Source organism: Cyanobium usitatum str. Tous (assembly GCF_003011885.1).
GTDB lineage: Bacteria > Cyanobacteriota > Cyanobacteriia > PCC-6307 > Cyanobiaceae > Cyanobium_A > Cyanobium_A usitatum.
In genome coordinates, this window is record NZ_PXXO01000007.1 from 68,924 (window position 1) to 92,459 (window position 23,536).

Annotated in this window: 24 protein-coding genes; 12 read left to right on the forward strand and 12 right to left on the reverse strand. The window is 63.6% G+C overall.

The genetic code is table 11. The features are described from left to right. Nucleotides 1–3: 3 nt before the first annotated feature. Genes C7K55_RS07490 through hemL form a run of 3 tightly spaced genes read right to left on the reverse strand, consistent with a single transcriptional unit; the run spans nucleotide 4 to nucleotide 3,407 of the window. On the reverse strand, nucleotides 4–936 hold the full coding sequence (locus C7K55_RS07490) for a branched-chain amino acid ABC transporter permease (protein WP_106502795.1): 933 nt from the start codon (nucleotides 934–936) through the stop codon (nucleotides 4–6). Between the two features lie 9 nt (nucleotides 937–945). Then, on the reverse strand, nucleotides 946–2,157 hold the full coding sequence (locus C7K55_RS07495; protein WP_241518241.1) for an ABC transporter substrate-binding protein: 1,212 nt from the start codon (nucleotides 2,155–2,157) through the stop codon (nucleotides 946–948). Between the two features lie 11 nt (nucleotides 2,158–2,168). Further along, a complete protein-coding gene (gene hemL, locus C7K55_RS07500; protein ID WP_241518260.1) occupies nucleotides 2,169–3,407 on the reverse strand; it encodes a glutamate-1-semialdehyde 2,1-aminomutase in 1,239 nt (412 codons plus the stop codon). A 207-nt stretch (nucleotides 3,408–3,614) separates the two neighbouring features. On the opposite strand from hemL, the gene C7K55_RS07505 reads away from it, so the two are divergent. Next, nucleotides 3,615–5,066: an FAD-linked oxidase C-terminal domain-containing protein gene (locus tag C7K55_RS07505; RefSeq protein ID WP_396094827.1), complete on the forward strand. Its 1,452-nt coding sequence runs from the start codon at nucleotides 3,615–3,617 to the stop codon at nucleotides 5,064–5,066. A 19-nt stretch (nucleotides 5,067–5,085) separates the two neighbouring features. Here C7K55_RS07505 and xth read toward each other — a convergent pair whose 3' ends face one another. Beyond that, the gene (xth, locus tag C7K55_RS07510; RefSeq protein ID WP_106502799.1) at nucleotides 5,086–5,904 is read right to left on the reverse strand and encodes an exodeoxyribonuclease III; all 819 of its coding nucleotides are present in this window, start codon (nucleotides 5,902–5,904) and stop codon (nucleotides 5,086–5,088) included. A 223-nt stretch (nucleotides 5,905–6,127) separates the two neighbouring features. Here xth and C7K55_RS07515 point away from each other — a divergent pair, with 223 nt between their 5' ends. Continuing rightward, the gene (locus C7K55_RS07515) at nucleotides 6,128–6,451 is read left to right on the forward strand and encodes a hypothetical protein (protein WP_241518242.1); all 324 of its coding nucleotides are present in this window, start codon (nucleotides 6,128–6,130) and stop codon (nucleotides 6,449–6,451) included. On the opposite strand, the gene C7K55_RS07520 is transcribed toward C7K55_RS07515, so the two are convergent. Further along, complete coding sequence (locus tag C7K55_RS07520) at nucleotides 6,381–7,220, reverse strand: tetratricopeptide repeat protein (RefSeq protein ID WP_106502800.1); 840 nt, start codon at nucleotides 7,218–7,220, stop codon at nucleotides 6,381–6,383. The two genes, C7K55_RS07515 and C7K55_RS07520, sit on opposite strands and share 71 nt — an antisense overlap. Before the next feature lie 72 nt (nucleotides 7,221–7,292). Between C7K55_RS07520 and C7K55_RS07525 the strand changes: the two genes are divergently transcribed. Genes C7K55_RS07525 through C7K55_RS07540 form a run of 4 tightly spaced genes read left to right on the forward strand, consistent with a single transcriptional unit; the run spans nucleotide 7,293 to nucleotide 10,938 of the window. Beyond that, the gene (locus tag C7K55_RS07525; protein WP_106502801.1) at nucleotides 7,293–8,024 is read left to right on the forward strand and encodes a hypothetical protein; all 732 of its coding nucleotides are present in this window, start codon (nucleotides 7,293–7,295) and stop codon (nucleotides 8,022–8,024) included. Nucleotides 8,025–8,047: 23 nt separating this feature from the next. Beyond that, on the forward strand, nucleotides 8,048–8,692 hold the full coding sequence (locus tag C7K55_RS07530; protein ID WP_106502802.1) for a hypothetical protein: 645 nt from the start codon (nucleotides 8,048–8,050) through the stop codon (nucleotides 8,690–8,692). 46 nt (nucleotides 8,693–8,738) lie between these two features. Beyond that, complete coding sequence (gene larC / locus C7K55_RS07535; RefSeq protein WP_241518261.1) at nucleotides 8,739–9,920, forward strand: nickel pincer cofactor biosynthesis protein LarC; 1,182 nt, start codon at nucleotides 8,739–8,741, stop codon at nucleotides 9,918–9,920. A gap of 22 nt (nucleotides 9,921–9,942) precedes the next feature. Continuing rightward, nucleotides 9,943–10,938, forward strand: coding sequence for a lysylphosphatidylglycerol synthase domain-containing protein (locus C7K55_RS07540; protein ID WP_106502804.1), 996 nt, complete (start codon nucleotides 9,943–9,945; stop codon nucleotides 10,936–10,938). Nucleotides 10,939–11,065: 127 nt separating this feature from the next. On the opposite strand, the gene C7K55_RS13880 is transcribed toward C7K55_RS07540, so the two are convergent. Both C7K55_RS13880 and C7K55_RS07550 read right to left on the reverse strand, forming a co-directional pair. Continuing rightward, on the reverse strand, nucleotides 11,066–11,482 hold the full coding sequence (locus C7K55_RS13880) for a hypothetical protein (protein ID WP_127432006.1): 417 nt from the start codon (nucleotides 11,480–11,482) through the stop codon (nucleotides 11,066–11,068). Nucleotides 11,483–11,906: 424 nt separating this feature from the next. After that, nucleotides 11,907–13,037 carry an AAA family ATPase gene (locus C7K55_RS07550; protein ID WP_241518243.1) on the reverse strand — a complete coding sequence of 377 codons (1,131 nt, stop codon included), beginning with the start codon at nucleotides 13,035–13,037 and terminating at the stop codon, nucleotides 11,907–11,909. A gap of 36 nt (nucleotides 13,038–13,073) precedes the next feature. Here C7K55_RS07550 and C7K55_RS07555 point away from each other — a divergent pair, with 36 nt between their 5' ends. After that, on the forward strand, nucleotides 13,074–13,472 hold the full coding sequence (locus C7K55_RS07555) for a hypothetical protein (protein ID WP_106502806.1): 399 nt from the start codon (nucleotides 13,074–13,076) through the stop codon (nucleotides 13,470–13,472). A 71-nt stretch (nucleotides 13,473–13,543) separates the two neighbouring features. On the opposite strand, the gene C7K55_RS14150 is transcribed toward C7K55_RS07555, so the two are convergent. Next, nucleotides 13,544–13,669, reverse strand: coding sequence for a hypothetical protein (locus C7K55_RS14150; protein WP_277621538.1), 126 nt, complete (start codon nucleotides 13,667–13,669; stop codon nucleotides 13,544–13,546). Between the two features lie 80 nt (nucleotides 13,670–13,749). Here C7K55_RS14150 and C7K55_RS07560 point away from each other — a divergent pair, with 80 nt between their 5' ends. Genes C7K55_RS07560 through C7K55_RS07570 form a run of 3 tightly spaced genes read left to right on the forward strand, consistent with a single transcriptional unit; the run spans nucleotide 13,750 to nucleotide 18,551 of the window. Then, entirely contained in the window at nucleotides 13,750–16,416 is a 2,667-nt protein-coding gene (locus tag C7K55_RS07560) for a YadA-like family protein (protein ID WP_106502807.1), read from the forward strand. Nucleotides 16,417–16,464: 48 nt separating this feature from the next. Further along, nucleotides 16,465–16,803 (forward strand): hypothetical protein, encoded by a 339-nt coding sequence (locus C7K55_RS07565; RefSeq protein WP_127432007.1) that lies wholly within the window; start codon nucleotides 16,465–16,467, stop codon nucleotides 16,801–16,803. A gap of 20 nt (nucleotides 16,804–16,823) precedes the next feature. After that, a complete protein-coding gene (locus tag C7K55_RS07570; protein WP_106502809.1) occupies nucleotides 16,824–18,551 on the forward strand; it encodes a mechanosensitive ion channel family protein in 1,728 nt (575 codons plus the stop codon). Nucleotides 18,552–18,662: 111 nt separating this feature from the next. On the opposite strand, the gene C7K55_RS07575 is transcribed toward C7K55_RS07570, so the two are convergent. Beyond that, nucleotides 18,663–19,016 (reverse strand): hypothetical protein, encoded by a 354-nt coding sequence (locus C7K55_RS07575; RefSeq protein WP_241518244.1) that lies wholly within the window; start codon nucleotides 19,014–19,016, stop codon nucleotides 18,663–18,665. Between the two features lie 126 nt (nucleotides 19,017–19,142). On the opposite strand from C7K55_RS07575, the gene C7K55_RS07580 reads away from it, so the two are divergent. After that, entirely contained in the window at nucleotides 19,143–19,850 is a 708-nt protein-coding gene (locus C7K55_RS07580; protein WP_106502810.1) for a YcgJ family protein, read from the forward strand. Continuing rightward, nucleotides 19,834–20,337: a hypothetical protein gene (locus tag C7K55_RS07585; RefSeq protein WP_127432008.1), complete on the forward strand. Its 504-nt coding sequence runs from the start codon at nucleotides 19,834–19,836 to the stop codon at nucleotides 20,335–20,337. The genes C7K55_RS07580 and C7K55_RS07585 overlap by 17 nt, the downstream gene beginning before the upstream one ends. A gap of 68 nt (nucleotides 20,338–20,405) precedes the next feature. Here the strand turns inward: C7K55_RS07585 and C7K55_RS07590 are convergent, their stop codons facing one another. From C7K55_RS07590 to C7K55_RS07600, 3 genes are all read right to left on the reverse strand, one after another. Continuing rightward, complete coding sequence (locus tag C7K55_RS07590) at nucleotides 20,406–21,272, reverse strand: cupin domain-containing protein (RefSeq protein WP_106502812.1); 867 nt, start codon at nucleotides 21,270–21,272, stop codon at nucleotides 20,406–20,408. A 251-nt stretch (nucleotides 21,273–21,523) separates the two neighbouring features. Beyond that, nucleotides 21,524–22,477: a helix-turn-helix domain-containing protein gene (locus C7K55_RS07595; protein ID WP_106502813.1), complete on the reverse strand. Its 954-nt coding sequence runs from the start codon at nucleotides 22,475–22,477 to the stop codon at nucleotides 21,524–21,526. Continuing rightward, nucleotides 22,477–23,529 carry a methyltransferase domain-containing protein gene (locus tag C7K55_RS07600; protein WP_106502814.1) on the reverse strand — a complete coding sequence of 351 codons (1,053 nt, stop codon included), beginning with the start codon at nucleotides 23,527–23,529 and terminating at the stop codon, nucleotides 22,477–22,479. Before C7K55_RS07600 ends, C7K55_RS07595 begins: the two co-directional genes overlap by 1 nt. Nucleotides 23,530–23,536: the final 7 nt, after the last annotated feature.

Sequence of the window (23,536 nt, forward strand, 5' to 3'; positions counted from 1 at the left end):
TGATCACACCTTGTTGGCCTGGGGTCGGCCTAGCAGACCCTGGGGCCTGACCAACAGCACCAGGAACAGGAAGCCAAAGGAGACCGCATCTTTGTAGCCCGATAGATCGGCGGGCACGCAGGCCTCGGCCAGGCCGATGATCAAGCCACCAAGCACGGCCCCAGGCACGCTGCCGAGCCCGCCCAGCACTAGTACTCCCAGCCCCTTAAGCCCATAGCCAATGCCGAAGTAAGGCCCGGCGATGCTGATGCTCAACCCCACCAGGCCGCCGGCCATGCCGGCCAGGAAGCCGCTGATGCCAAAGGCGATCTGGATCACGCGAGCGCTGTTGATGCCGAGCAGCTGGGCGGTGACCGGGTCTTCGGAAACGGCTTGCAGCGCCTTGCCGCTGCGGCTGCCGTTTATCCAGATTGAAAGGGCTGCCAGCAGCAGGCCGGAGATGGCCAGCAGCATCACCTGCACGGTGCGCACCTTGGCGCCGGCGATGCTCAGCGCCGCCGGCAGGGAGCCAAGGGTGCCCACAGGAATCGAATAGCTCTCGGCTCCCACCAGCAGCTGGATCAGGTTCACCAAAATCACACCGGCCCCAAGGCTGGTGATCAGGGCCAGCAGGGGATCGGAGCCTCGATCGCGCAGGGGGCGGAAGGCGATGCGCTCCACCACTAGGGCCACGGCGGCTGCGGCTATGCCCGCCAGTGGCAGAGCCAGCCAGAAGGGCAGGGCAAAGGGGAACTGCAGGCCGGCCAATAAACCATTAGCCCCCACCGCGCCCCCAATCAGCAGATAGGTGAAGTAGGCCCCCATGGTGAAGATCGCCCCGTGGGCGAAGTTGATCACCCCCAGCACTGAAAACACCAAGGTGTAGCCAAGGGCAAACAGGGCGTATACAGCTCCTACCGAAAGCCCGTTGAACAGCAGTTGCAGCAGGCCTTCCATGCCGCTTCCCTAAGGCAGCAGGCTAAAGCGTCCGCTTTTGCCCCCAGCATTCATGCGCACCTGGGCGACAAAGAAGTTTTTCTGAATCACCTCGCCCTCCGGCGTGAAGCGGATTTCACCGAGGGGGGTTTGGTAGGTGCCGCCGAGGATTTCAGCCATCAGGGCCTTGCGGGCCTGGGCTAGCGGGAGGCCCTTGAGGGGTTGCCTGCGATCGAGCCGGGCGAGCGCTTCGCCGATCACCTGCATGGCTGTGTACGCCTGGGCGGTGAGCTGGGGTGGGATCGGGCTGACCTTGGGATTGCGGGCCTGGGCGGCAGCGAAGGCTGCGGTAAAGCGTTGGTTGGCTGGCGTCTGAAGCTCCGGGCTGTAGGCCTGGGCGATCAAGATGCCGTCGCAATATTTCTGGCAGATCGGGTAGATGTTTGGCGTGTTCATACCATTGCCCACCACGATCGCGCCGCGGTAGCCGAGCTCCCGCAGCTGGCGAATGAGGTTGCCGCCATCCATCGCCTGCAGCGACAGCACCACCAGATCAGGCTTCTGATTTAGGGCGGCGGTGATCTGGCTCTGGAAGTCCTGGTCGTTGAGCTGGGTGCGTTGCACCGTGACTGGCTTGAGTCCCTTGGCTGTGAGGGCCTGCTGGAAGATCACCGTCTCTGCGGTGCTGTATGCGTCGTCTTGGGCGTAAAAAACCGCTGCCCGGCGGATGCCCGGGTTGAGTTGCAGGGCCTTGGCAATCGAGAGCGGCGCGATCACCGAGCTTTGGGCTGATACCCGGCTAATGAAATAGCCGATCTCCGGAATGCCGGTAGCGGTATTAGAAGGAGCCACCAAGGGCACGCCCCGGCGCTGGGCGATCGGACCGGCAGAAAATGATTGCTGGGAGAGGGTGGGGCCGATCAGGGCAAGTATGCCCCGGTTGATCTGCAAGGAGACGGCAGCGTTGGCACTGGGCTCCGCGCTGCCCCCGTCTTCGATGCTTAGGGATAGCGGTTTGCCGTTAACGCCGCCGGCGCCATTGAGGGCTGCCAGGGAGAGCTCGATGCCGATTTTCTGGTCTTGGCCATAGACGTTGGCATTGCCGGTGAGTGCCAATACGGCCCCAACGGGAACGCCCTTGCTCAGATTGACTGGACCCTGATCCTCTGTGCCCTGGCAGGCGCTGAGTGCAGCAGCAGCAGAGAGCAAGGCGGCCAGGCTGGAGGCAAGACGACGCTTCATGGGAGCCGGGGTCAAGCCACCGCTGCGAAGCATTCGCGGAATGCCGCGATGGTGGCGTCGATGTCAGCGTCTGAGTGGGCCAGGGAGGTGAAGCCCGCCTCGAAGGCGCTTGGGGCCAGGTAGACGCCGCGCTCGAGCATGGCGCGATGCAGTTTGCCGAAACGCACGGTGTCAGCCGCCTTGGCATCCTCGAAGTTGCGCACCGGGCCATCGCAGAGGAAGAAACCAAACATGGCGCTGATCGAGCCGCCGCAGATAGGCAGACCGGCGCTGCGGGCAGCATCAAGGATGCCGGCGACCAGCCGCTTGGTGATTACCTCTAGGCGCTCGTAGGTGCCGGGCTGCTGCAGCAGCTGCAGGGTCTTGATGCCGGCGGTCATCGCCAGGGGATTGCCGCTGAGGGTGCCGGCTTGATACATGGGGCCGGCTGGGGCCACCATCGACATGATGTCGGCCCTGCCGCCGTAGGCCCCCACGGGCAGGCCGCCACCGATCACTTTGCCCATGGTGGTGAGGTCGGGGGTGACGCCGAATTTGGCCTGGGCGCCGCCGTAGCTGATGCGGAAGCCGGTCATCACCTCGTCGAATACCAGCAGGGCGCCGTTCTCCTTGGTGAGCTCGCGGATGCCCTCGAGGAAGCCAGGCTCGGGGGTGATGAAGCCCGCATTGCCCACCACAGGCTCAAGAATCAAGCCGGCGATTTCACCGGGGTTCTCGGCGAAGAGCTGCTTGACAGCTTCCAGGTCGTTGTAGGGGGCGGTGAGGGTGCTGGCGGCGGTGCTGCGCGGCACGCCAGGGGAATCGGGCAAGCCCAGGGTGGCCACCCCGGAGCCGGCCTTCACCAAAAACATGTCGGCGTGGCCGTGATAACAGCCCTCGAACTTGATGATCTTTTCGCGGCCGGTGAAGGCGCGCATCAGGCGCAGCACCGACATGCAGGCCTCGGTGCCGCTGTTGACGAAGCGCACCATCTCCACCGATGGCACCGCGGCGATCACCATCTCGGCGAGGGTGTTTTCCAGGGCGCAGGGGGCGCCGAAGCTGGTTCCCTTGTCGAGGGCTTCGTGCAGGGCGGCGATCACCTCGGGGTGGGCATGGCCGCAGATGGCCGGCCCCCAGCTGCCGATGTAGTCGATGTAGCGGTTGCCGTCTACGTCCCAGGCGTAGGAGCCCTTGACCCGATCGAAGACGATCGGCTGGCCGCCGACCGACTTAAACGCCCGCACCGGCGAGCTGACGCCACCTGGCATCAAGCTCTGGGCAGCATTGAAGAGCTCCTGGGAGCGGCTGGTGTTGAGGGCAGAACCCGAGGCCGGAGCGGAGGTGGCAGCCGAGGTCAAAGCGGAACCCGCAGAGGGACAAAACCGTCAACCATCCTTACCCAAAACCGGCCCGTAGTGCTTTTTCGGTAAGTTGGGCCTCTTGCGAAGTGTCATCTGGGCGTCAATTGGCCAGAGTTGGAGCGGCAGTTACGCCAGTTCCTGCCACCCCGCGCCGTGGTGTCGGCGCGCCAGGAGCTGCTGGCCTACGACTGCGATGGCCTCACCCTGAGCCGGCACCAGCCCCCCCTGGTGGTGCTGCCTGAGACGACGGCCCAGGTGGCTGCCGCGGTAAAGCTCTGCCACCAGCAGGGGGTGCCGTTTGTGGCTCGGGGTAGTGGCACGGGCCTCTCCGGCGGGGCCGTAGCCGAGATCGAGTCCCTGGTGATCGTCACCAGTCGCATGCGCCAGGTGCTGGCCATAGATCTGGAAAACCAGCGCATCACGGTGCAGCCCGGTGTGATCAACAGCTGGGTGACGCGGGCGGTGGCGGGCGATGGCTTTTATTACGCCCCAGACCCCTCCAGCCAGGTGGCCTGCAGCATCGGCGGCAACGTGGCCGAAAATTCCGGTGGCGTGCACTGCCTCAAATACGGCGTGACCAGCAACCACGTGCTGGGGCTAGAGGTGGTTTTGCCCGATGGCAGCGTTACCAGCCTGGGCAGTGAGCTCGACGAAACTCCCGAACTCGATCTGCGCGGCGCCTTCATAGGCAGTGAGGGCACTTTGGGTATCGCTACGGCGATCACCCTGAGGCTGCTACGGGCGCCCCAGAGCGTGGCCGTGCTGCTGGCCGATTTCACCAGCATGGAAGCGGCCGGTGAGGCGGTGCGGCAGGTGACTGCTGCCGGCTTGCTGCCTGCTGGCATGGAAATGATGGATCGCCTCACGATCGAGGCGGTGAACGACTATTTCGGCGTTGATGAATACCCCCGCGATGCGGCAGCGCTGCTGTTGATCGAGCTGGATGGTCAGGAGGGGGAGGTGGCCGCGGCGGTGCAGCTCGCCACCCAGCTCTGCTCCCAGGCGGGCGCCCGCACCGTGCGCCAGGCCACCGATGCCCAGGAGCGCGCCCTTCTGTGGAAAGGGCGCAAATCGGCCGTATCAGCCTTGGGTCGCCGCTTCCCGAGCTACTACCTCCAGGACGGCGTAGTGCCCCGCAGTGCTCTGCCCCGGGTGCTGGCGGCGATTGAGCAGCTCAGCGCCAGCTACGGCTTGCCCGTGGCCAATGTTTTTCATGCCGGCGACGGCAACCTGCACCCCCTGATCCTTTATTCGGCCCAGGAGCCCGGCATCGAGGAGCGGGTGAAGGCCCTTGCTGCAGCAATCCTGCGGCTGTGTGTGGATGAAGGGGGCAGCATCAGCGGCGAGCACGGCGTGGGTAGCGATAAGCGCTGCTACCTCGACTGGATGTACGGCCCCGATGACCTGGCCACTATGCAGCTGGTGCGCCGGGCCTTCGATCCGCTGAATATTGCTAATCCCGGCAAGATCTTCCCCACCCCAAGTAGTTGCGGCGAATCGGCCCGCAGGGTGGCGGTGCTGCAGGCCCAGGGCCAGGCGCTGCCCGATGAAGCGGTGGTGTTCTGAGCGGGCTCAGCTCCAGTCCTTAGTTCCAGTCGTCGGCTTCAGGCGGCCACACCAGATTCACCACCACTGGCGCGTGGTCGCTGGGCTGCTCATTGCCGCGGGTGGCCTTGTGGATCACGCAGCCGGTGGCGCAGGCGAGCAGTTGTTCGCAGAGGTAAATGTGGTCGATACGCCAGCCCCGGTCCCGGTCCCAGGCGCCGGTGCGGTAGTCCCACCAGCTCCAGTGCCCGGCCTCTGGTTCGAACACCCGAAACACGTCTGTGAGCCGCTCGCCCAGCACCTGATGCAGGGCTGAGCGCTCCGCTGCGCTAGCCATGATGCCGCCGCTGAGTCGCTCCGGGTCGTGGATGTCGCGGGCCTCGGGGCCGATGTTGAAGTCGCCTACCATGCAGAGGGGATCTCCCTGGCGCTCCTGTTCCTCTAGGTAGCGCCGCAGGCAGGCCAACCACTCAAGCTTGTAGGCGTACTTTTCGCTCTTGAGCGAGCTCCCGTTGGGCACATAGAGATTCAGCACCCGGATGCCGTCGATCAGGGCGCTGATCACCCGTTTCTGCTCGCTGAGATCGGCTGCTTCTTGTTCGGCGGGCAGTAGGGCCTCAAAGCCGATCTGCACGTCGTCGAGGGGCAGCAGGCTGAGGATGGCGACGCCGTTGTAGGCCTTCTGGCCGCTGATGGCCACCGCGTAGCCCAGGGCCTCAAAGGCTTCACGCGGGAAGAGCTCATCGGTCACCTTGGTTTCCTGCAGGCACAGCACATCGGGACGTTCCTGTTGCAGCCAGGCCAGCACCTGGTCGAGGCGGGTCCGCACCGAGTTGACGTTCCAGGTGGCGATCTTCATAGGTAGGGGGTCAGCAGGGAGGCGGCCGAAACCCACCCTGGGGAACGCACCTAGGATGGGACTTGGAGAGCATCGGAGTACATAACCAATGGCCGCTGATAGTTCGCACCCTCCCACCACACGCTCTGCCAGTGCACTGGGAAGCAAGACCCTGGGAAGCAAGACCCTGGGATGCAAGGCTCTGGGGTGCCATGCCCTGGGTTACATCGGCGCATCGCTTGCCTTGGCTGCGGGGGTTGCTTCTGTAGTTGGAGTTGCTTCGGTAGTTGGAGTTGGAGCGGCCAGGGCCCAGGAGAAGGGCTACGGCCAAACGATCAGCAGCCCCCAGCAGGAGCGGGAGCTCGACTACGGCACCGGCACGAATCGGGGTGGATCGGTGATCGACTCCGCTAACCCGATCGACTTGATGAACAAGCTGCGCAAGGCCACCGCCATGGACGACGCCACTCCGCCTGGCGATGCGGTGGACGCGGCCCTCAGGGATTTCCACTCTCCGCCAGCGCCGCCGGCGTCTGCTTCTCCGGCGTCACTGGTGAAGGGTCCCTGAGCGGCGCCAAACCCCAGGCGGCAGCCACCTGATCTAGCCGCGGGTCGCTTGGTCCCGTTTTTCGGGAGCGAGCTAACGCCAGCGACTCCTGGGCGCCCTTGATGTCGCCACGCTCCTGCTGCAGCATCGCCCGCGCCAGCAAGGGACGTTGGTCGCTGGGGAATTCTGTGGCCAATTTGAGCAGCAGCGATTCACCCTGGCCCGGCTGGCCCCGTCTTTGCAGCAAGTTGGCGAGCAGCAGGCCGATCGGCAGGGCTTCCGGCTTTAGCTGGGGCTTGCTGGCCCTTTGCAGCGCCGCCTCCAGCTGGCTTTGGGCTTGGGCTCCACGCCCCATCTCCAGTTGCAGTAGAGCCATCAGCTGCAGTCCCTCGATCTGGTCGGGCCGCAGGTTGAGCAGTTGGCGCAGCTCCCGCTCAGCGCCGCTGCGGTCCTGCTGGTCGCGGCGTAGTTCGGCTAGCAGCAGCCGCAGCGACCATTGCTGGGGTTGCTGGTCGGCTAATCGCTCCAGCAGCGCTGTGGCCTCGGCTTTGCGATCGAGCGCCACCAGTAGCTCCAGCAGCCGCTGCTGTTCTGCCTGGCTGGCCTCGCCTTGGTTGAGCTGCTGCTGCAGGGAAGAGGCCTGACGCTCCAGGGCCGCGCGGGAGGGATCGGATCCAGTCGAACCGTTCTGAAGCTGTCCAAGCCACCAGCCAGCAGCGACGCACAGTGCCCCGGCCCCGACGAAGGCAAGCACAGGCCAGATCCCGGAGCGGTTGGCAGCGGCGGGCATTGGCAGGCGGCCTGCGTTGGGATGTAAGTCTGCCCTTTGTCTCCCGGCTAGGGGGCCCTTAAAGTTCAGCTCATGCGCCAACATCCGATTTCAGCGGTAACCGAACCCACTCAATACCGGGCCATTGGCGTGGTGCGCGGTGTCTACGTGCCCACCGATGCCGAGCAGCTCACCCGTGGGGTGATTCGCACGGCTGATGGCACCGAGCTGGAAGCAGTAGTGCTTGGCCGGCTACTTACCCTGATGCGTCGCCACCTCAACCTGGAAGAGCCTCACCTCTGGGTGGTCTACCCACGCTCCAGGGAGGAGGAGGGGTTGCATCTGCAGATGGTGGGTGTGTGGGAGCCCAGCACCCTGGCCGCTGGCGAGGAAGCTGTATCCCCAGCTGTCGATAGCTCTGCTGCCGTCAGCTCAGACGACGCCCTGCCAGAGGGAGACGACTACTTCTCGGTGCGCGGCGAGCTGATTTACACCCGCCCTGAAACCGGCGATCTGGTGGTGAAGGTGCGGGTGATGCCCCGCCCTGATGGCAGTCGGCCCGTGCCCTTCAAGCTGCAGTTGAAGGGGGATGTGCCCCTCGAGCATTTGCGCCACTTCGTGGCGCTCAATCTGCGCCGTCAGGCTCAGCAGTTGCAACTGGAGAGCTTTGAAGTGATCGGTCCGGTTGCCCAGCGGGGCAACCGTGGTGGCAAGGGACGCCGCGACGGTGCCGCGAGCAAAGGCGGCAAGGGCGGCAAGGGCCGGCCGGCGGCGCCAAGCCAGGCCGGCCAACGCCCCAGCCCCGTCAGCCGGCCGGCTACTTAATTGTCTAGTTGGGGGCGCTGGCCATGACCCAACCTCTGGCTGCTGGCCTAGCCGTGGCCTTGATCAGCTTGGCGGCGATTCTTGGCCCCTTCCTGGGCCTATCGCCCTGGATTGTGACCCTGATAGCGGGCTTGGGCTTGGGCAGCCTCACCTTGGATGCGGCCCGCTTCGGTGGCCGCGGCGGTCATGTGCTAGCTGAGGCCCTGCCTGGTGGTCGCGCCCGCCTGCGGCGGATTGCGATTCATGAGGCAGGTCACCTGTTGGTAGCGCGTCAGGAGGAGATGGCGGTGCGCCAGGTGCTGGTGGGTTCCCTGGCCTGCCTGCGGGCCGGCCTCAACACCAGCGGCAGCACCGAACTCGAGCCGCCGGCCCATGCCAAGTTGCCGGCCGAGGAGCTGCGGCGTTGGAGCCGGGTGCTGCAGGCGGGCATGGTGGCTGAGCAGCTGGTTTACGGCCAGAGCGTGGGCGGCTCCGACGACCGGGCCCTGCTGGGGCGGCTATGGGGCCTATCCGGCCAAGACGTTGATACCGCCCAACGGGAACAGCGCCGGGCCCGCCGCGAGGTGGAGGCCCAGTTGCGCGCCAGTCAACAGCAATTGCAGAGCGAGGCCGATGCCCTGCTGGCCCTGGCGCCAAGGCTGGGACGCCCCCTGGTTGGGGAGGCCTGAGGCGGTGCTGGCGCTGCTGGATGCGCCCACGGGCCTAGCCGGCAACATGCTTTTGGCTGCTCTGCTGGATCTGGGGCTGCCGCAGGCGGAGATCCATGGCCCCCTGTCCGCCCTCGGCCTGGCCGGGGCCTACCGCTTGGAGCTTGAGGAGCGCCGCAGCGGCGGCCTGCGCGGTCTGCATTTGGAGGTGCTGAGCCTGGAGCCCCAGCCAGCCCATCGGCTCTGGGGCGATCTGCGGAGCCAGTTACAGGCGGCCCCTTGGCCGGCGCCTTTGCAGCAGCGGGTGCTGGAAGTGTTTGGTCTGCTGGCGGCGGCTGAGGCGGCGGTGCATGGCCACAGCCCCGAGCAGGTGCACTTCCACGAGGTGGGCGCCCTCGATGCCCTGGTGGATGTGGTGGGTGTGTGCGCCGGCCTGCTGCACTTTGGGGTGGAGCAACTGGTGTGCAGCCCGCCGCCGGCGGGTCATGGTCTGGTGGCTACGGCCCACGGCACCCTGCCCCTGCCGGCGCCTGCCGTATTGGAGCTGGCCCGCTTGCGGGCGATTCCCCTGGCCTCAGCCGAGGGCTTCCCCCCCGGCGAACTCACCACCCCCACCGGTCTGGCCTTAGCAGCCTGCTGGGCAACGCGCTTTGGCCATCCACCCACCCACGTGCCTAAGCGGGTAGGCGTGGGGCTGGGCTCCCGCAGTCTGGATCGCCCCAACCTGCTGCGGCTCACCCTGGCCGATCATCCCTGGGCCGGTTACGCCCATCTCGAGCATCCTGCCCAGCTAGAAACCGTGCTGGTGCAGCAGGCCCAGATCGATGACGCTACGGCGGAGGATCTGGCTTTCCTGGCTGAGGAACTGCGCCAGGCCGGGGCCCTGGAGGTGTTCAGCCAGGCGATCGCCATGAAGAAAGGACGCACCGCCCAGCTGCTCACGGCCCTGCTAGCCCCCGAGCAGGCGGAGAGGTTGCGCCGGGTGTGGTGGCGGCACAGCACCACCCTGGGGTTGCGCGAACATCCCCAGACCCGCTGGGTGCTGCCGCGCCGCAGCCGGCAGCTGGCAACGCCCCTGGGGGAGGTGCGGCTCAAGCAGGTCCAGCTTCCCGACGGCCGCTGGCGCAGCAAGCCGGAACACGACGACCTGGCAGCTCTTGCGCGCCAGCACACACTGGGGATCGATCAGGTGCGGTTGGTTGTGCAGCAGGCCCTCGAGGCCCAGCCTGACGCCAACTTGCCCAGCTAGCTCCAGCCAACCAGCTTTAAGCATGCAGCCCTTTATCCACGCCCTGCTTCAGCGCTGCCGCCACGGGCAGACTCGTTTGGTCGCCTGGTGGGAGGGCTTGCCGCCCCTGCCCGGCGGCTTGAAGCTGTGGATCAGCTTGCTGAGTTTTGGTTTCCTGCTGGCGGCCCTAGTGGGCCACGGGCGCCAGCTGCTGCAGCTCAGCCTCGATCGCCAGGGCTGGCTGTGGTTGCTGCTGGGGGTGGGCGTGAGTTTGCTGAGCCTGGTGGCCAACGGCCTGGCCTTCGGCGTGGTGTTGCGCTGGCTCGGGCTGCGCCCCCGCTGGGGCGAACTGGTGCGGGTCTACCTCGATACCAACCTGCGCAAATTCCTGCCCGGTGGCATCTGGCACCTCAGCAGTCGCGTGCAGCTGTTGCGCAGCGCTGAGGCCCCCTTGGCGGCCCCGGCCCCGGGCGCTCTGGCCCTGGTGGCGGTGCTGCTGGACCCCTTGGTGGCGGCGGTGGCGGCCCTGGCGCTGATGTCTGCGGGCGGCTGGCAACACGGCCTGGCTTTGTTGGGGTTGTTGCCCTTGGCCTTGCTCTGGCCCAGTTGGCTCAACCCCCTGCTCAGTCGCCTGGAGCGCCGCAAGGTCTCGGCGCTGGGCATGGACATCGAGGCGGCCGCCACTGCGCCGATTCGCTCCTATCCCTGGCCGCCGCTGCTGGTGCAGTTTGGATTTGTGCTGCTGCGCTTTGGCGGCTTTGCCTGCTGCGTGCAGGCCTTCGACCTCTCCTACAGCCTCAGCTGGGGCGGCTGGCTGGCGGGCTTCGCCCTGGCCTGGACCGCTGGCCTGGTGGTTCCCGGGGCCCCCGGCGGTCTGGGCGTGTTCGAGTCGGTGCTGCTGCTGCGCCTCGGCTTTGCCATTCCCGAGGCGCCGCTGCTGGCGATCGCCATCAGCTACCGGCTGGTGGTGACCATTGCCGATCTGCTGGCGGCGCTCACGGCCAGGCTGGATGGGCACCGCCCTAACCTCGGACTTTGAATAGGCGACTGATGCCCGTTTCGGTTGCCGAGTGTGAGATTGCTGGAGCAAACTTCCGTGATGTGAGATTGAACTTTCCTGTGACCTTCAGGGGTGCAGAACTTTAATCCTGCACCCTGTGATTTGCTCAACGACAGCGCGACGGGTTGGCGTAGGTAAAGGACTGGTAGCGATTCAGGATGCTGCGCACGTCCACACAGCTTCCCCCGTGCTTCCAGAAGGAGTCCATGCCATTTTCCCTTGGGCTGGATTGGATATAGGTGTATCCCGAAGAGGTAAGACGGCTCTCGACATAGCCGGAATCACCTCCCACCAGATTCTGAAGTTCCGGCACGGGCTGGCCCTCGGCCCCAGTGGATCCGTTGCTGTGCTTGCCACCAGAGAGCAGAGCTCCAATCAAGGCACCCACGGCAGCCCCAGCCAAGGTGGCTCCAGTGGAGGTGCTGTGGTGATCGTCAAACTGGGCATTTGGGTTGGTGACTGTGTCTGTTTTCACCGCTAGTTGACGGGTTAATCGGCCGTCGTTCCAGGTGAATCGCCCCATGCTGCCCTGGTCTTCAAACAGCACATTCTGTTCAATTCCTGAAGGAGTTTCTACATGCAGTTGTTGACGGTTAGGTCCGGAAAACTGGAACCGATTTCCGTTCTCCAGGTCGACAACAAAAATGCTGGTTCCTCCATTTTGCTTTTGCTTCACCGTGCAGTAGCCGTTATAGGCTTGGTAGCCATTCTCTTTCAGCTGGCAACGGCCATTTGCTCTTGCTACGGTTTCGGCTTGGGAGGGAACTGCTAAGGCCGTGCTGGTGATTAAGAGGGCGCCAAGCAGGCCAAACTTGCGTTTAAAAGACATTGCAGAGTCTATGGTCTCACTAAGTATAAGATGCCTTTAGATTGCTGTTGAAAATGTTAGCTTTTGGTAGCGTTTTCAGCCAGCAATGGTTTGTGGTTTTTCTGGTCGTCGTGAGCGATCAGGGCCAGCGCCAGGCAGCCCGATCCAGCGCCGATTGGTCGGGTAATACGGTTGCTCCCTGATCCCGTTTCAACCGCAGCAGCCGACAACCGTCGGTGTGTTCCAGGGCAGAGATCAGGGTCTCGGCGTGGGCGATTACCCACATCTGGGTGCGCTGGGCCACCGTATCGATCATCCGCGCCAGGGGTGCCAGCAGATCGGGGTGGAGGCTGTTTTCGGGTTCGTTCAGCACCAGCAGGGGTGGCAGCCGCGGGCTAAATAGTGCTGCCGCCAGCAGCAGATAGCGCAGCGTGCCATCGGAGAGTTCGGCTGCCTCCAGGGGGCGAAGCAGCCCTGGCTGGTGGAGCTGCAGGCGAAAACTGGGCTGGCTGATGTCCACCGTGAGCCGGGAACCCGGAAAGGCCTCGCCGATGGCAGCCTGCAGGCCCTCGCCATCCCCGATTTCGAAAATCGTCTGCACCGCAGCCGCAAGATCGCCGCCATCGGCCGCCAACGATGGCGTGCGGGTGGCGAGGCGCGAGAGCCGCGCCGGCGCCTGGCGATCGGTGCGAAAGCTGTCGTAGAAGCGCCAGCTCAGGATCGTGCGCCGCAGCTGAAACACCTCCGGCGCCTCGAGCGGATCGGAGACAGCTGTGAACAGGCTCTCGTGGGGCGACACCTCCAGGGCCAGGGGAGTTTGGCTGTTGCCGCAGCGCTCCACCACGGCGCCGTTGCGTTGCACCAACAGGCTGCGCGGGTGAAAGGCCCCGCCAGCCCATATCCATTCCCGTTTGATCTCTGGATCGAGCAGGAAGGCGCTGGTCTGATCGTCCGCGCGGTAGCCCAGTTCCATTGCGTATGACAACGACTCCCCCGCGAAGCCGAGCCGCAGCCTGCTTCCCTGGCTGCCCCGCTCCGGGCCAGCCCAAAGCACCGCCGGCAATCCCCCTTCTGCGGCCAGGGTGGCTACCAGATCGCCGCGGGCGGCGGCGGCCACCAACCCCAGGGCTCGGTAGAGGTTGCTCTTGCCACAGCCGTTGGCGCCGCTCACAACTGTGAGCGGGCCGAGGGGCAGCATCAGCTGCTGCAAGGAGCGGTAGCCCGCGACGCCCAGATGACTCAGGGCTTCTCCGTGGACGGATGGGGCCACGCGGCAGGGCATCGAGGTTGATATCAGCATGGGGCGATGGCCCATCGACGTCGATCCCTTCGCTGGCTGGTGTTGCAGCTGGGTCTTGGCCTGGCCTGGATCGGGCTGCTGTCCAGTCGTGCATCGGGCCCGGTGGGGGCCGGGCTCACGCCAGCTCAGGTGGGGCAGATGCTCCTGCTGGCGGGCTGGCTGCCCAGCGTGGCACTGGCGGTGTGGCAGATGGGGCACCGCAGTTGGCGCGCCTTGATCGCCAGCGATGTGCTGGGCGCCGGCCTGTTGGTGCTGCTGGCCTGCACCGCCTATTTGCCGCTGTTTTTCTTCAACGTCGTGTGGTTCTTGCCCCTGGCCCTGCTGCCGCGTGGCGTGATCAGCGAGTTGTTGGCTAGGGGGCTTAGGGCTCTATTGAAGTTCTGCCAGATCGCAATTAAAGGATGAACACAAGGCACTGATGGAGAGTACATTGAGGTGTGAGTTAGTTAGTTAGTGCGCTGATGGCAATCAGCACATCAGATGGCAGCAGCGGCCTCGGCCTCGATTAAGAACTGCAGGCCCTGGTGCGCCAGTTCAGGGATCAGTTCGCCGGAGGTGCCGCTACCAAGCAGTTGCGCCAGCTCAGTCACAAACTGGGCCACCCATTCCCCCGCAGGGGCCCTGAGCCCAGGAAGTTACACCACTTGGCGGGCCACCCCCCAATCAGACAAGCGAAAGACCAATGAGACCAACTTGGCAACAGAAGAAGGCTGGCTACGCTTGCGAAGCATTTATAATTAAAAAAAATATGAAGCTTTCCGCAAGAATTGCCTTTCTTTCGCTTCTACATGGCGCATCCTGCATTGCAGTGGCAGACCAGGCCTTTGGACAATCTCGGATTTACGGGCCCGTCACGAATGTTGAGAATCCAAACAGCTTCATTATTTACCAACAACCCAGTGGGTCACTCAATCCCAATGCAACGGCGGAGGTAGCCGATGCAAGGGGAGACTATGCAATGGCTATCGGCGCTGGGGCGACCGCTCATGCAATTGAAGCTCTTGCTATTGGACATCAAACTGAAGCAAGAACGACGCCTTCCGCGCCTACAGTACCAGCGGATGTGGCGGGCAAAGCAATAGCTATCGGGGCGAGAACAGCAGCCTATGATACTGGAATTGCAATTGGCGTCTCTTCAGTTGCTGGCGGAGGAGAGGATTTAATACAGTATAGAACCTCTGCAATCGCAATTGGCGTTCAGACTAGCGCACGAACAACCGAGTCCATCGCCATAGGCACATTCGCCAGTGTTACTGAACAGAAAGCTCTCAAAGAAAACGCCGATAATTCGATCGCGATTGGACGTTCTGCTACAATTTCGGGTTCCCAAAACTCGGTTGCTATCGGTCCCGCTGCGACTGTCCTTGGCAACTCCCCTAGTTCCATCGCATTGGGATTCGGGGCCCTCGTTCGAAAGGGGAATGAGTCAGGCATTGCAATAGGAACTGATGCAATTGCCTTGAGTGGCGAATCAGCGATAGCCATAGGTAAGAATTCCAGTAGTGAAGGCTTAGGGTCAACTGCAATTGGCTTTCTTTCAAAGGCAGAAAATGGGAGCCTAGCCATGGGAACGTTGGCTGTAGCTGACGGCAAGGCTTCAATAGCCCTGGGGGAATTCTCTCTCGCCACAGGCGGCCAAGGAAGCATAGCGATTGGCGAGGGGGCTAATGCAAGAAATAGAAATGCCACAGCTATTGGACGCAACTCTTTATCGACTTTCTTAAATTCAACAGCACTAGGCGCCGGTGCCATCACCACCCGCAACAATCAGGTTGTAATCGGCACATCTCTAGAGACCGTCACAGCGCCAAGTGTTGCAGGCATTGGCAACCAATTCTTATTTGCCACTGCAGATGGCACTCTCAATCGCTATACAGGCGCCACAACCATCGGCAGTGATTTGCTGATCAGTGGCAGTCAGGCCATCGGTGGCAACCTCACGGTAGGTGGAGATGTTGTTTTCAACAACTACAAAAATACAAATCCGGGCAGTGGTACAACCTTCCTCTCAACCGATGCCAACGGCAAAGTCGCTTTAGCCGCCATCCCCAACGGCACCACCTTTTGCACCCTAGTAGGCGCCAATTCATCCTGCTATGGCCCCAATGCTGAGGCCAAAGGTGCCTTTGACACTGCCATTGGAGCGAACAGCAGAGCAGATGCAGCACTCGGCTCTACAGCCCTCGGAGCCGAAACCAATGCCTCTGGAAATGGGTCTACCGCCATTGGCGTCCTCGCCAAATCCCAGGGCGAAGGCTCCCTCGCCGTTGGTTTCGCTGCTAACTCCACAGCCGAAGATGGTATCGCCATTGGCTCCAATGCCCTGGCCAATGGCTTCAATGCCTTTGCCTTCGGCACGGGCGCTGTGGCCAATGGCCGAAACGTCACCGCCATTGGTTTCGGTGCACGTGCTGAAGGCTTCAATACCAATTCCCTCGCGCTCGGCACTGGTTCGCTCGCCAGCGGGACGGATGTGACTGCTCTTGGTGCCGGAGCCACGGCAACAGGAGTACGGGCCACCGCCATCGGTGCCGGTGCCATCACCACCCGCAACAATCAGGTTGTGATCGGCACACAGCAAGATGATGTCACCATGCCAGGCCTCTCCGGCTCGGGCACTGACTTGGTGGCAGCCAACAATGACGGCACCCTGCAACGCTCATCCGTCTCGTTGCAACAGGTCGATCAAGCGGTCAACACCACCATTCCCAAGCTGGAATCGGCAGTTAGCGGCCTTGGCCAAGCCGTCGAATCGGTTGGTGCCATCGCCTCCGCCATGTCAGCCGTTCCGCAGGTTTCTCTCATGGAAGACGAGCCCATGCGCTGCGGCGTGGGCACGGGTGGCTATGGATCCGAGTATGCGATTTCTGCCGGTTGTGCAGTTCGCATCGCCGACCGCCTGCACCTCAACGGCGCGCTTGCTTACGCACCCTCCGTCAACTATCAGTACGGGTCAACACCGTCTGTGGCTGGTCGCCTCGGCTTCTCCTTCCCCCTAGGTCGCATCGCCAAGCCCTCTAGCAAACCAACAGCCGAGGCTTCCAAAGAACTTTCCAATGTTCAAGGAACCATTCAAAAGATTCAAGCAGAAGTCAAATCCCGCGACAACCAAATCGGCATCCTCAAAACTCAGCTCGACAAGCTGCTCAAGGCTCAACACTCTGAAACGAGCACACCCAGCAGCAAGGCAACGACAGAGCTGATCGCAACATTCATGAGCAGAATTGAACAGCTTGAAAATCGCCTAGCCGAACAAGAACTTATTTCCCAACGTGCCATGGAACAGCTCAAATCACTTGTAGGCAGCGCCCCTCTAGGGATGGGGGCCATCAGCAAAGTAAACCGCTGATTTACTGCTGCTGATCCAGCTCACCCCTCATTCCTTGACATCGCCAATATGAATCACGCCTTTCTCCTAGTCGCTACACTTTTAGGCTCTGCAATCACAAGCCTCGTGGCGTTTACTCCAGGCCACGCACAAAGCAATCCTGCGAATGCGCAGCCAACCAAACAATTCAGCGATGGATTTATCAAAGGCTGCCTCCAAAGCAAGACAGTTGACGTCAAGAACCTGGCCAAGTACTGCACATGCATGGCCAGGAGCTATGAAACTCGCTACGATGTCGCAACCCTGTCGGCCATTGCTCAACTGTCCGGCAATGTTGGCCCGCAGGGCCCGGCCTTGGTGAATCTGATGATGGCTCCAGAAGCAAGGGCTTGCTCTAACAAGAGCTGAAACAGCATGTTACTCAACTGATGCAAACCCCTCTGGTGGTGATCAAGCGCCTGAGAAGTCTGCAGCGATGGCTCTGTGCCCTGGCCACCTGTTTGGCGGTGCTGGTGCTGATCCAGCCCTTACGGGCTGAACCGGTTACTCCAGCTCAAGCCAGACCCACTGATGTGAGTTCGCAACACACGGGTAGCTTTGAAGTGGCGCCGGTGCGCATCCTCGGCGTTCCTGCCCTAGTGGTGGCTTCACCAGAACTGCCGGGCAGCGGATCGGTGGTGAGTGCCCAGCGCCGCGCCGAGGTGATTGAAGGCAACCTGAGCTTGCTCTATGCCAACCAGAGCCTTTGCACGCAAGCCGAACAGCTCTCGGAAACCATCCTGGAACGCCTAGTGCTGGGCGGCCCACGAGAGCAGCAGCTCTGCAGTGGCGATCCCTGGGCCGTGCACGGTTCCGCGGACCAGTTGGTGGTGGAGCGCGTCGCTGGTCCTGCGGGCAGCGTGTTGCTGCAAGCCCGCCTGCCTGGGCGCGCCGTTCCGTTGCCGCTGCTCACGGTGACTGCAGCGGATGGGCAGCTGCATGGCTTCACGCCCCAGCAGCTGGCCAATCAGTGGCAATCAGTGCTGCAACGGCGGCTTCGTCATGCCAGGCGCACGATGCAGCCCGATCAGCTTGGTCTGCGGATCCGCGTGACTGTGGCCGTTGAGCTGTTCCTGCTCCTCACCACGGCGCTCACCCTGCAGCTGTGGAACCGGTTACGCCGACAGTTGAGCGAACGGTGGACGCCACAACCGCAACGTGCCCCACGTGCTCAGCAGTCCACACCTTGGCTGCTTTTGGCGAGCCGGATCAGCTTTGTGCTGGTGCTGCTGCAAGGGCTGGCCATGGTGGGTTTTGCCGTGGCGGCGATTCCGGGCCGCATCCCGCTGGCGCTTGGGCTGCTGCTGCAACCGCTCGACATCCTCACCAAGGCAGCCGCCGTAGGCGCCGTGGTGCTGGCGCTGCGCCTGCTGCTCCGTCTGTTGCTACGGCAATGGCGCAGCAGCCCCAATGTGCCAGCTGAACTGCAGGCGCGGCGTGAGCAGCGTTCTCTCAACCTGCTGCAGGCCGGACAGCGTCTGCTCAGCCTGTCAGGTGTGGTGGTGCTACTGGCGCTGGTGATCAGCGGAATCCCCGGACTCGCCGCCACGCCGGTGGCGTCGTGGCTGGCCGGCGGTGCAGTCCTCGGTGCCCTAGCCCTGGTGTTTCAGGGACTGCTGCGGGATTTTGCAGCAGGAGTTGTTGTGCTCATTGAAGACCACTACGCCGTTGGTGACTGGGTACAGGTGGATGCCCTCGAGGGAACCGTCGAAGACGTTGGCATCCTCACCACCGAGCTGCGTGCCTTGGATCAGCGTGTGGTAGTGATCCCCAACAGCCGCTGTGAACAGGTGGTCAATCACACCCGGATTCGCTCTGGTGTGGAGCTCGTGGTTCCCCTCCCACCGAGAAGTCCTCAGCTTGAGCGCGTGCTGAGCGTGCTCGCAGAAGAATGTGTGCTGTTTGCCGCCAAGCCGGAATGGAAGGATCTTCTGCTGGAACCACCGCTGATCCGTGGTGTCAAGCGGATCACCCCTCTGGCTGTCGAACTAAGCGTGCTGCTGATCACCCGAACCGGTGCTCAGTGGGCCGCCGAACGTGCCTTACTCACGCAGATCGTGGCGAGGATGGAGCGTGAAGCGTTGCCCCTGGCTCAAGATGAAACCATGACCAGCTGATGGATCTTCATATCCAACAGCGCGTGGCAGACGACTCCTCCAGTTGGCTCCCTTCCGCCAACTGAGCCAGGGAAACCCAGCTCAATCTCAGGGCTTAACGACTCAGGCCTCTCACTCGAGTATGCGAGCTGGCGCCTTGCACAGCCATGTCTGGGCCACGCCCTTGGCGGAGAGGAACGGCGCGTCGTAAAAGCTCGGGCGGCCTTGGGCACTGTCGCTGTTCTGCACGCGCCATTGCTCACGTTCACAGCTCACCGTGAGCGTGAGCGAGCCGCCGCCAGGCTGGGCCACGCGGAAAAAGCGAACGCCGTCGTACAGGCCCATTGGCTTGGCCTGCAGCTGCTTAAGCAGAATCGCCAGAGCCTGCGGTGGCTCCGCCCTAGCCTGGAGCGGCATGACCACCACCGCGGTGAGGCAGGCTGCTGCCGCAACCAGCAGGCGCCTTGCTTGGCTTGAAGACGTCATCTCAGAGCCCATGAGTTGAAGGAATTCTGACGAACCAGCCGGCAGTCTCAGCGAAAGACCTATCCCGAGACAGGCCACGCCCTAAATCCACATTTAGCCTTAATTGAGATTTTCTGGCCTGTCAACTTGAAACAATTCGTTCTCCTATTGAGTGCGACACTGCCGCTTGTTATCAACAGCGCAGCTCTGGCCCAACCCGCTGGTCTCAGCTACCCACGCCAGGGCGTGGTGTGTGATTCAGTTGGCCGCACTTGCTACGACAGCTACGGCCCCTCAATTGGCATCACTGCTGATGTGTATGGCCAGGGAGCTGCTAACAACCTCACTGCCAACCTCAACCAAACCAACAGTCGCGATTTCCGCCTGAGCACCGGCCAGGCCTGCAGCGTGCCCAGGCGAACTTGTTGGAATGATGGCTGGAGCGCAACAAAGGTGGCACCCGGACTGACCCAGCAACTCTTCGGCAGCAACAGTGCCAATGGGCAGCCCTTACAGCCGCAAAAGATCAGTGGCACTGGGCTCTGCAGCCTGAGCCGCAGCGGCCAGCGCATTTTCGACGGCACATGCAGGCTCAAGCAGGTGCGCAAGGGCGACCAGAACCTCTACGAGGTGCAACTGCAGAATGGCAGTAACTACGTCTTTCGACAGAACGGCAGTCAATACCAAATTCGTGATGGCTTCGGCGGCATCTGGCCAGTGACTTTCATCGACCACGGCAACACCGGCATTTTCCGCTTCGGCGACTACAAACTCGTCGCCACTCAGGAGTCTTCCAACCGCAATGCCGCCGTTGGCAGCGCCATCGGCAACCTCCTCAATGCACTCTTCCAGTAAACGCCCGTTCACACCGCTCGCCCTGGTGCTGGCCGTCTTCGGCTGGCCGGCAGCCGCGTTGGCCGATGTGGTGGTGGTGCCGGTTCCGAGCCCCTACAGCTACGACACCGCAACCCTGCGGCAGCTCAATCTGCGCGGCAGCTGGGGGCGCTACCTCGGCTTCACCGGCCACAGCGTGATCGAGTGGCCAGCGGTGCCAGCCCAGCTCAATGCCGGCAACCCCGGCACAATCCGGTGCGATGGCAACCGCTGCTGGCGCGAGGGCTACGTCGGCCCGAGCCTCACCGGTGGCACCCCCGCCGGGTCGCTGCGCCATTACTTCAACTACCAACTCGACTGCCGCGACCAAACGTTTGATCGCATCGGCGATGTGCGCCTGCCCGGCAACTACCAGCGCGGCTGGCAGCCCGTGCTCAACGACCCCGTGGCCCTGGCCGTGGCGCGTGACTGGTGCCCGCGCATCACCCAGCTGCCCACCGGCTCGTGAATCCACGCCCTCCCATGAACCACCCCGGAACGGGCTACAGCCTCTTCATGCACCGCTTTGCGTGGCGTTCACCCAGCTTCTGCTGGAGCAGCTACGCCCGTAACAGGGCCGTTCGGGGAGACCTGGCCCGCCACGGCTGCCCACACCTCACGGGGCGTGGCATCAAGCTCGCTGCGCAGGTGGTTCTGCAGCGTTCGCGCCGAGCAATGCAGCTCCAGAGCCAGAGCCCCCAGTGCGAAGGGGGTCTGAGGGTTGCGCTGCAACTTGTGCTGCACCAGTTCGAGAAAACGATCGGTAAGAACGTCGGGCGCAAGGTCGATGTGCGGTCTGCATCCGAGGGACTGCCCATGGCTGAGCAGGGCCTGCCAGAACAGACCTGCGCTGTGATCAAGCCATTGGGAGTGCCAACGCGCCACCGCAATCAGCTCGCGGGCCTGGCGCAACAACGCCATCGTGGCCGGCTGCCGATCGCGGCGGAAGGGATCGAGCACGGCGGTGCCGCTCAACCCGTCGCCGAAGCCCGCGAGCATCTGGCGCGGCACCAGAATCGACACTCCCACAGAGGTGGCCGAGATGCGGCCTTGCAGGTCGGCCCCCGGAGCAATCCAAAGGCCCTGACCAGTACTGGTGATCATGTCGTCGCCCCGATCGCCCTGCCGATCGCACGTCCAACCGCGCTCGGGAATCCAGAGCACCGCCATCTCTGAGCTCTGCTGCCGCCACAGATCCAGCTCCGCCCCTTCGCCACGCAGTTCCACCAGTGTGAGCGGCCCGGCAGAAGCCATCTGAATGCTGGCTTGAAACACTTGCCTGTCGAGCCCAGCACAGTTGACACGGCACTCCCCCATCACTGCCTGCAGGCTGGAGCGCCAGTGCTCGAACTCGGAGCTCTCAACAACGGGGTGAAAGGCCGTGGCAGCCGGGGGGGACGTCATGGCAGTGCGGTCGTCGCCATCCAGCAGCAGTGGGCCCGCATGGTAAGGCCGATCAGATTCGAAGCATTGAGGTGGGTGCCTTTATGGACAGTTGCGGCCCCTGTCTATCTGCTGGCTTCAGAACTAAAGCGTGGCAGTGCCTGCAGCGCCGATTTCTCCCTGGTGGACCATTTCGCCCTGGCTCCTCTTCCTCTGGGGGAGGTGCGGCAGCAGTTCAACGTGTGCCGGCCGCTCCAGCCCAGCCCCGTGGATCATCTGTTTTGGGATGGCTGGCGGGTTTCGCGCGGCGATTCCCCGCAGTAACGGCGGTAATCGGCGGCGGTGGCTCCGCAGGCCAGCAAGCCGGCGCGCACCATCAGCTCGGCGGTGGAGTGCTGGCGCTGCTCGGGATCGAGCAACAGCTGGCGCAGGCGCCGCAGGCGCAGTCGCTTCAGTTCCGCCATGGGCGAATGGCCCCGATCATCCAGGAAGGCGTATTGCAGCGTTCGGGTCGACACGCCCATCGCAGTGGCGATTCGGCGGATGTCGATGGCCTCGTGCAGGTGGAGGTCCATCCACTGGCGGGTTTGCTCCACATAGGCCCGCCGCCGCACTGCGGTGATGCGCTCCCGGGGCTGGCCCTGCAGGAGGGAGGTTTGGAGTTCCCAGCTCTGGAGAACATCCAGCAGCTCCAGTGCGGCATGCTCGGCCCCGGCGCGGCCCATGGCAACGGCCTCGGCAAAGCCCAGGGCGGCCTTCACCAGGGCCCGGTTGTGACGTCCGGCCCCGATCCGGGCTGGTGAGTTGAATTCGAGCTGATCGGGAGGCAGCACGATCGAGAGCCCCTCCATCCGCAGGCTCGTGATGCCTTCCAGCCCATCGCCCGGCCGCATCAGCAGGGCTTCGCCGGGCTCAGCGGTCTCCCAGCGGCCGTTGATCCGTTCCTGGCTCCAGCCCTGGAGAGGCAACCACAGCACCGCCTTGTCGGCTTCCTGGATGCGTTGCAGCTCCATCTGTCCCTGCCCCTGCAGGTGCACCACTTGCAGGGGGCCCGCCTGGCCGATGGCCACGCGGGTACGGAAGCTGCTGGACGGGGAGCGGAGGGTGCTGCGATGGTCCCCGAGGGTGCCTTCAATCACCAGCCGCCACTGGTCGAAGTCGTGGCTGTCGAGCACAGGGGTGAGGGCCGGTCCCGAAAACAGCGGTGCCAGCAGGGCGTCTTTCATTAGCAACAGCTGCCGTTGCTAGCCGCTTCACCGGAGCCGCTGCCCGTGAAGGGCAGGCTGCTGCCGCAGCCTGGGAAGAGGCCGTAGTGGCGGCTGAAGTCGCCGATGAAGGAGAAATGGGGGGCAAACCGCGTGTTCTGCAGCATGCGGAAGGTGTTGCCGCACACCGGAAACACCCGCCCGGTTTCGATGGCGTGGTGGCCATCGAGGTCGAAGCGGTGGGGGTGGTGGGGGATCGTGCCGCGGTAGATCACGGCCTGGCCGTGGTCTTCGCAGGCATCTTCCAGCTCGGCGATGTGGAACAGGCGGTAGGTGGCGGCATAGAAGTGGGCCTCGCCCACCAGCGGCGCCAGGGCAGGCTCGGTGATCCGGAACTCGCGGTCGCTCACCAGCCGCGGGTCGGGGAAGCCGGCGCCCTTGGCGAGGCGCAGGAAGTCGTTCCAGTAGAGCGCTCCGCCCAGGCATTCGCCGTAGAGCACCGGATCGCGCCGAACCGCTTCAGGTAGGCGCCGATCGACGTACACATCGGAGAAATACATCTCTCCGCCTGGCTTGAGCAGTCGTTTCACCCCCTGCAGCACCGCCGCCTTGTCGGTGGAGAGGTTGAGAACGCAGTTGCTCACCACCACATCGAAACTGCCGGGCTCCAGGTGCAGCGCCTCGAGGGCTTCGATCGTGCCCTCCAGAAACGACACGTTGGCGTAGCCGAACTGCTCGGCATGGAAGGCCAGGTGCTCGCGGGCCACCGCTAGCTGCTCCGCCGTCATGTCGACTCCCACCACCGAGCCGCTGGGCCCCACCAGCTGGGCCAGGGCGTAGACGTCCCGGCCCGTGCCGCAGCCCAGATCGAGGATGCGGCAGCCCTCCAGCAGGGGCGGGCACACCAGGCCGCAGCCGTAGTAGCGCGCCAGCACATCGGGGTGGATCCGGGCCAGCAGCGGCCGCAGCCAAGCCGGCACCGCGTCGACATCGCAGCAGGCGCTGGTCTTTAGGTCGGCCGTGCCGGTGAGCTCCTGGCCGTAATAGGCCTGCACGGCGGCTTGGGTGGGCATGGCAGCT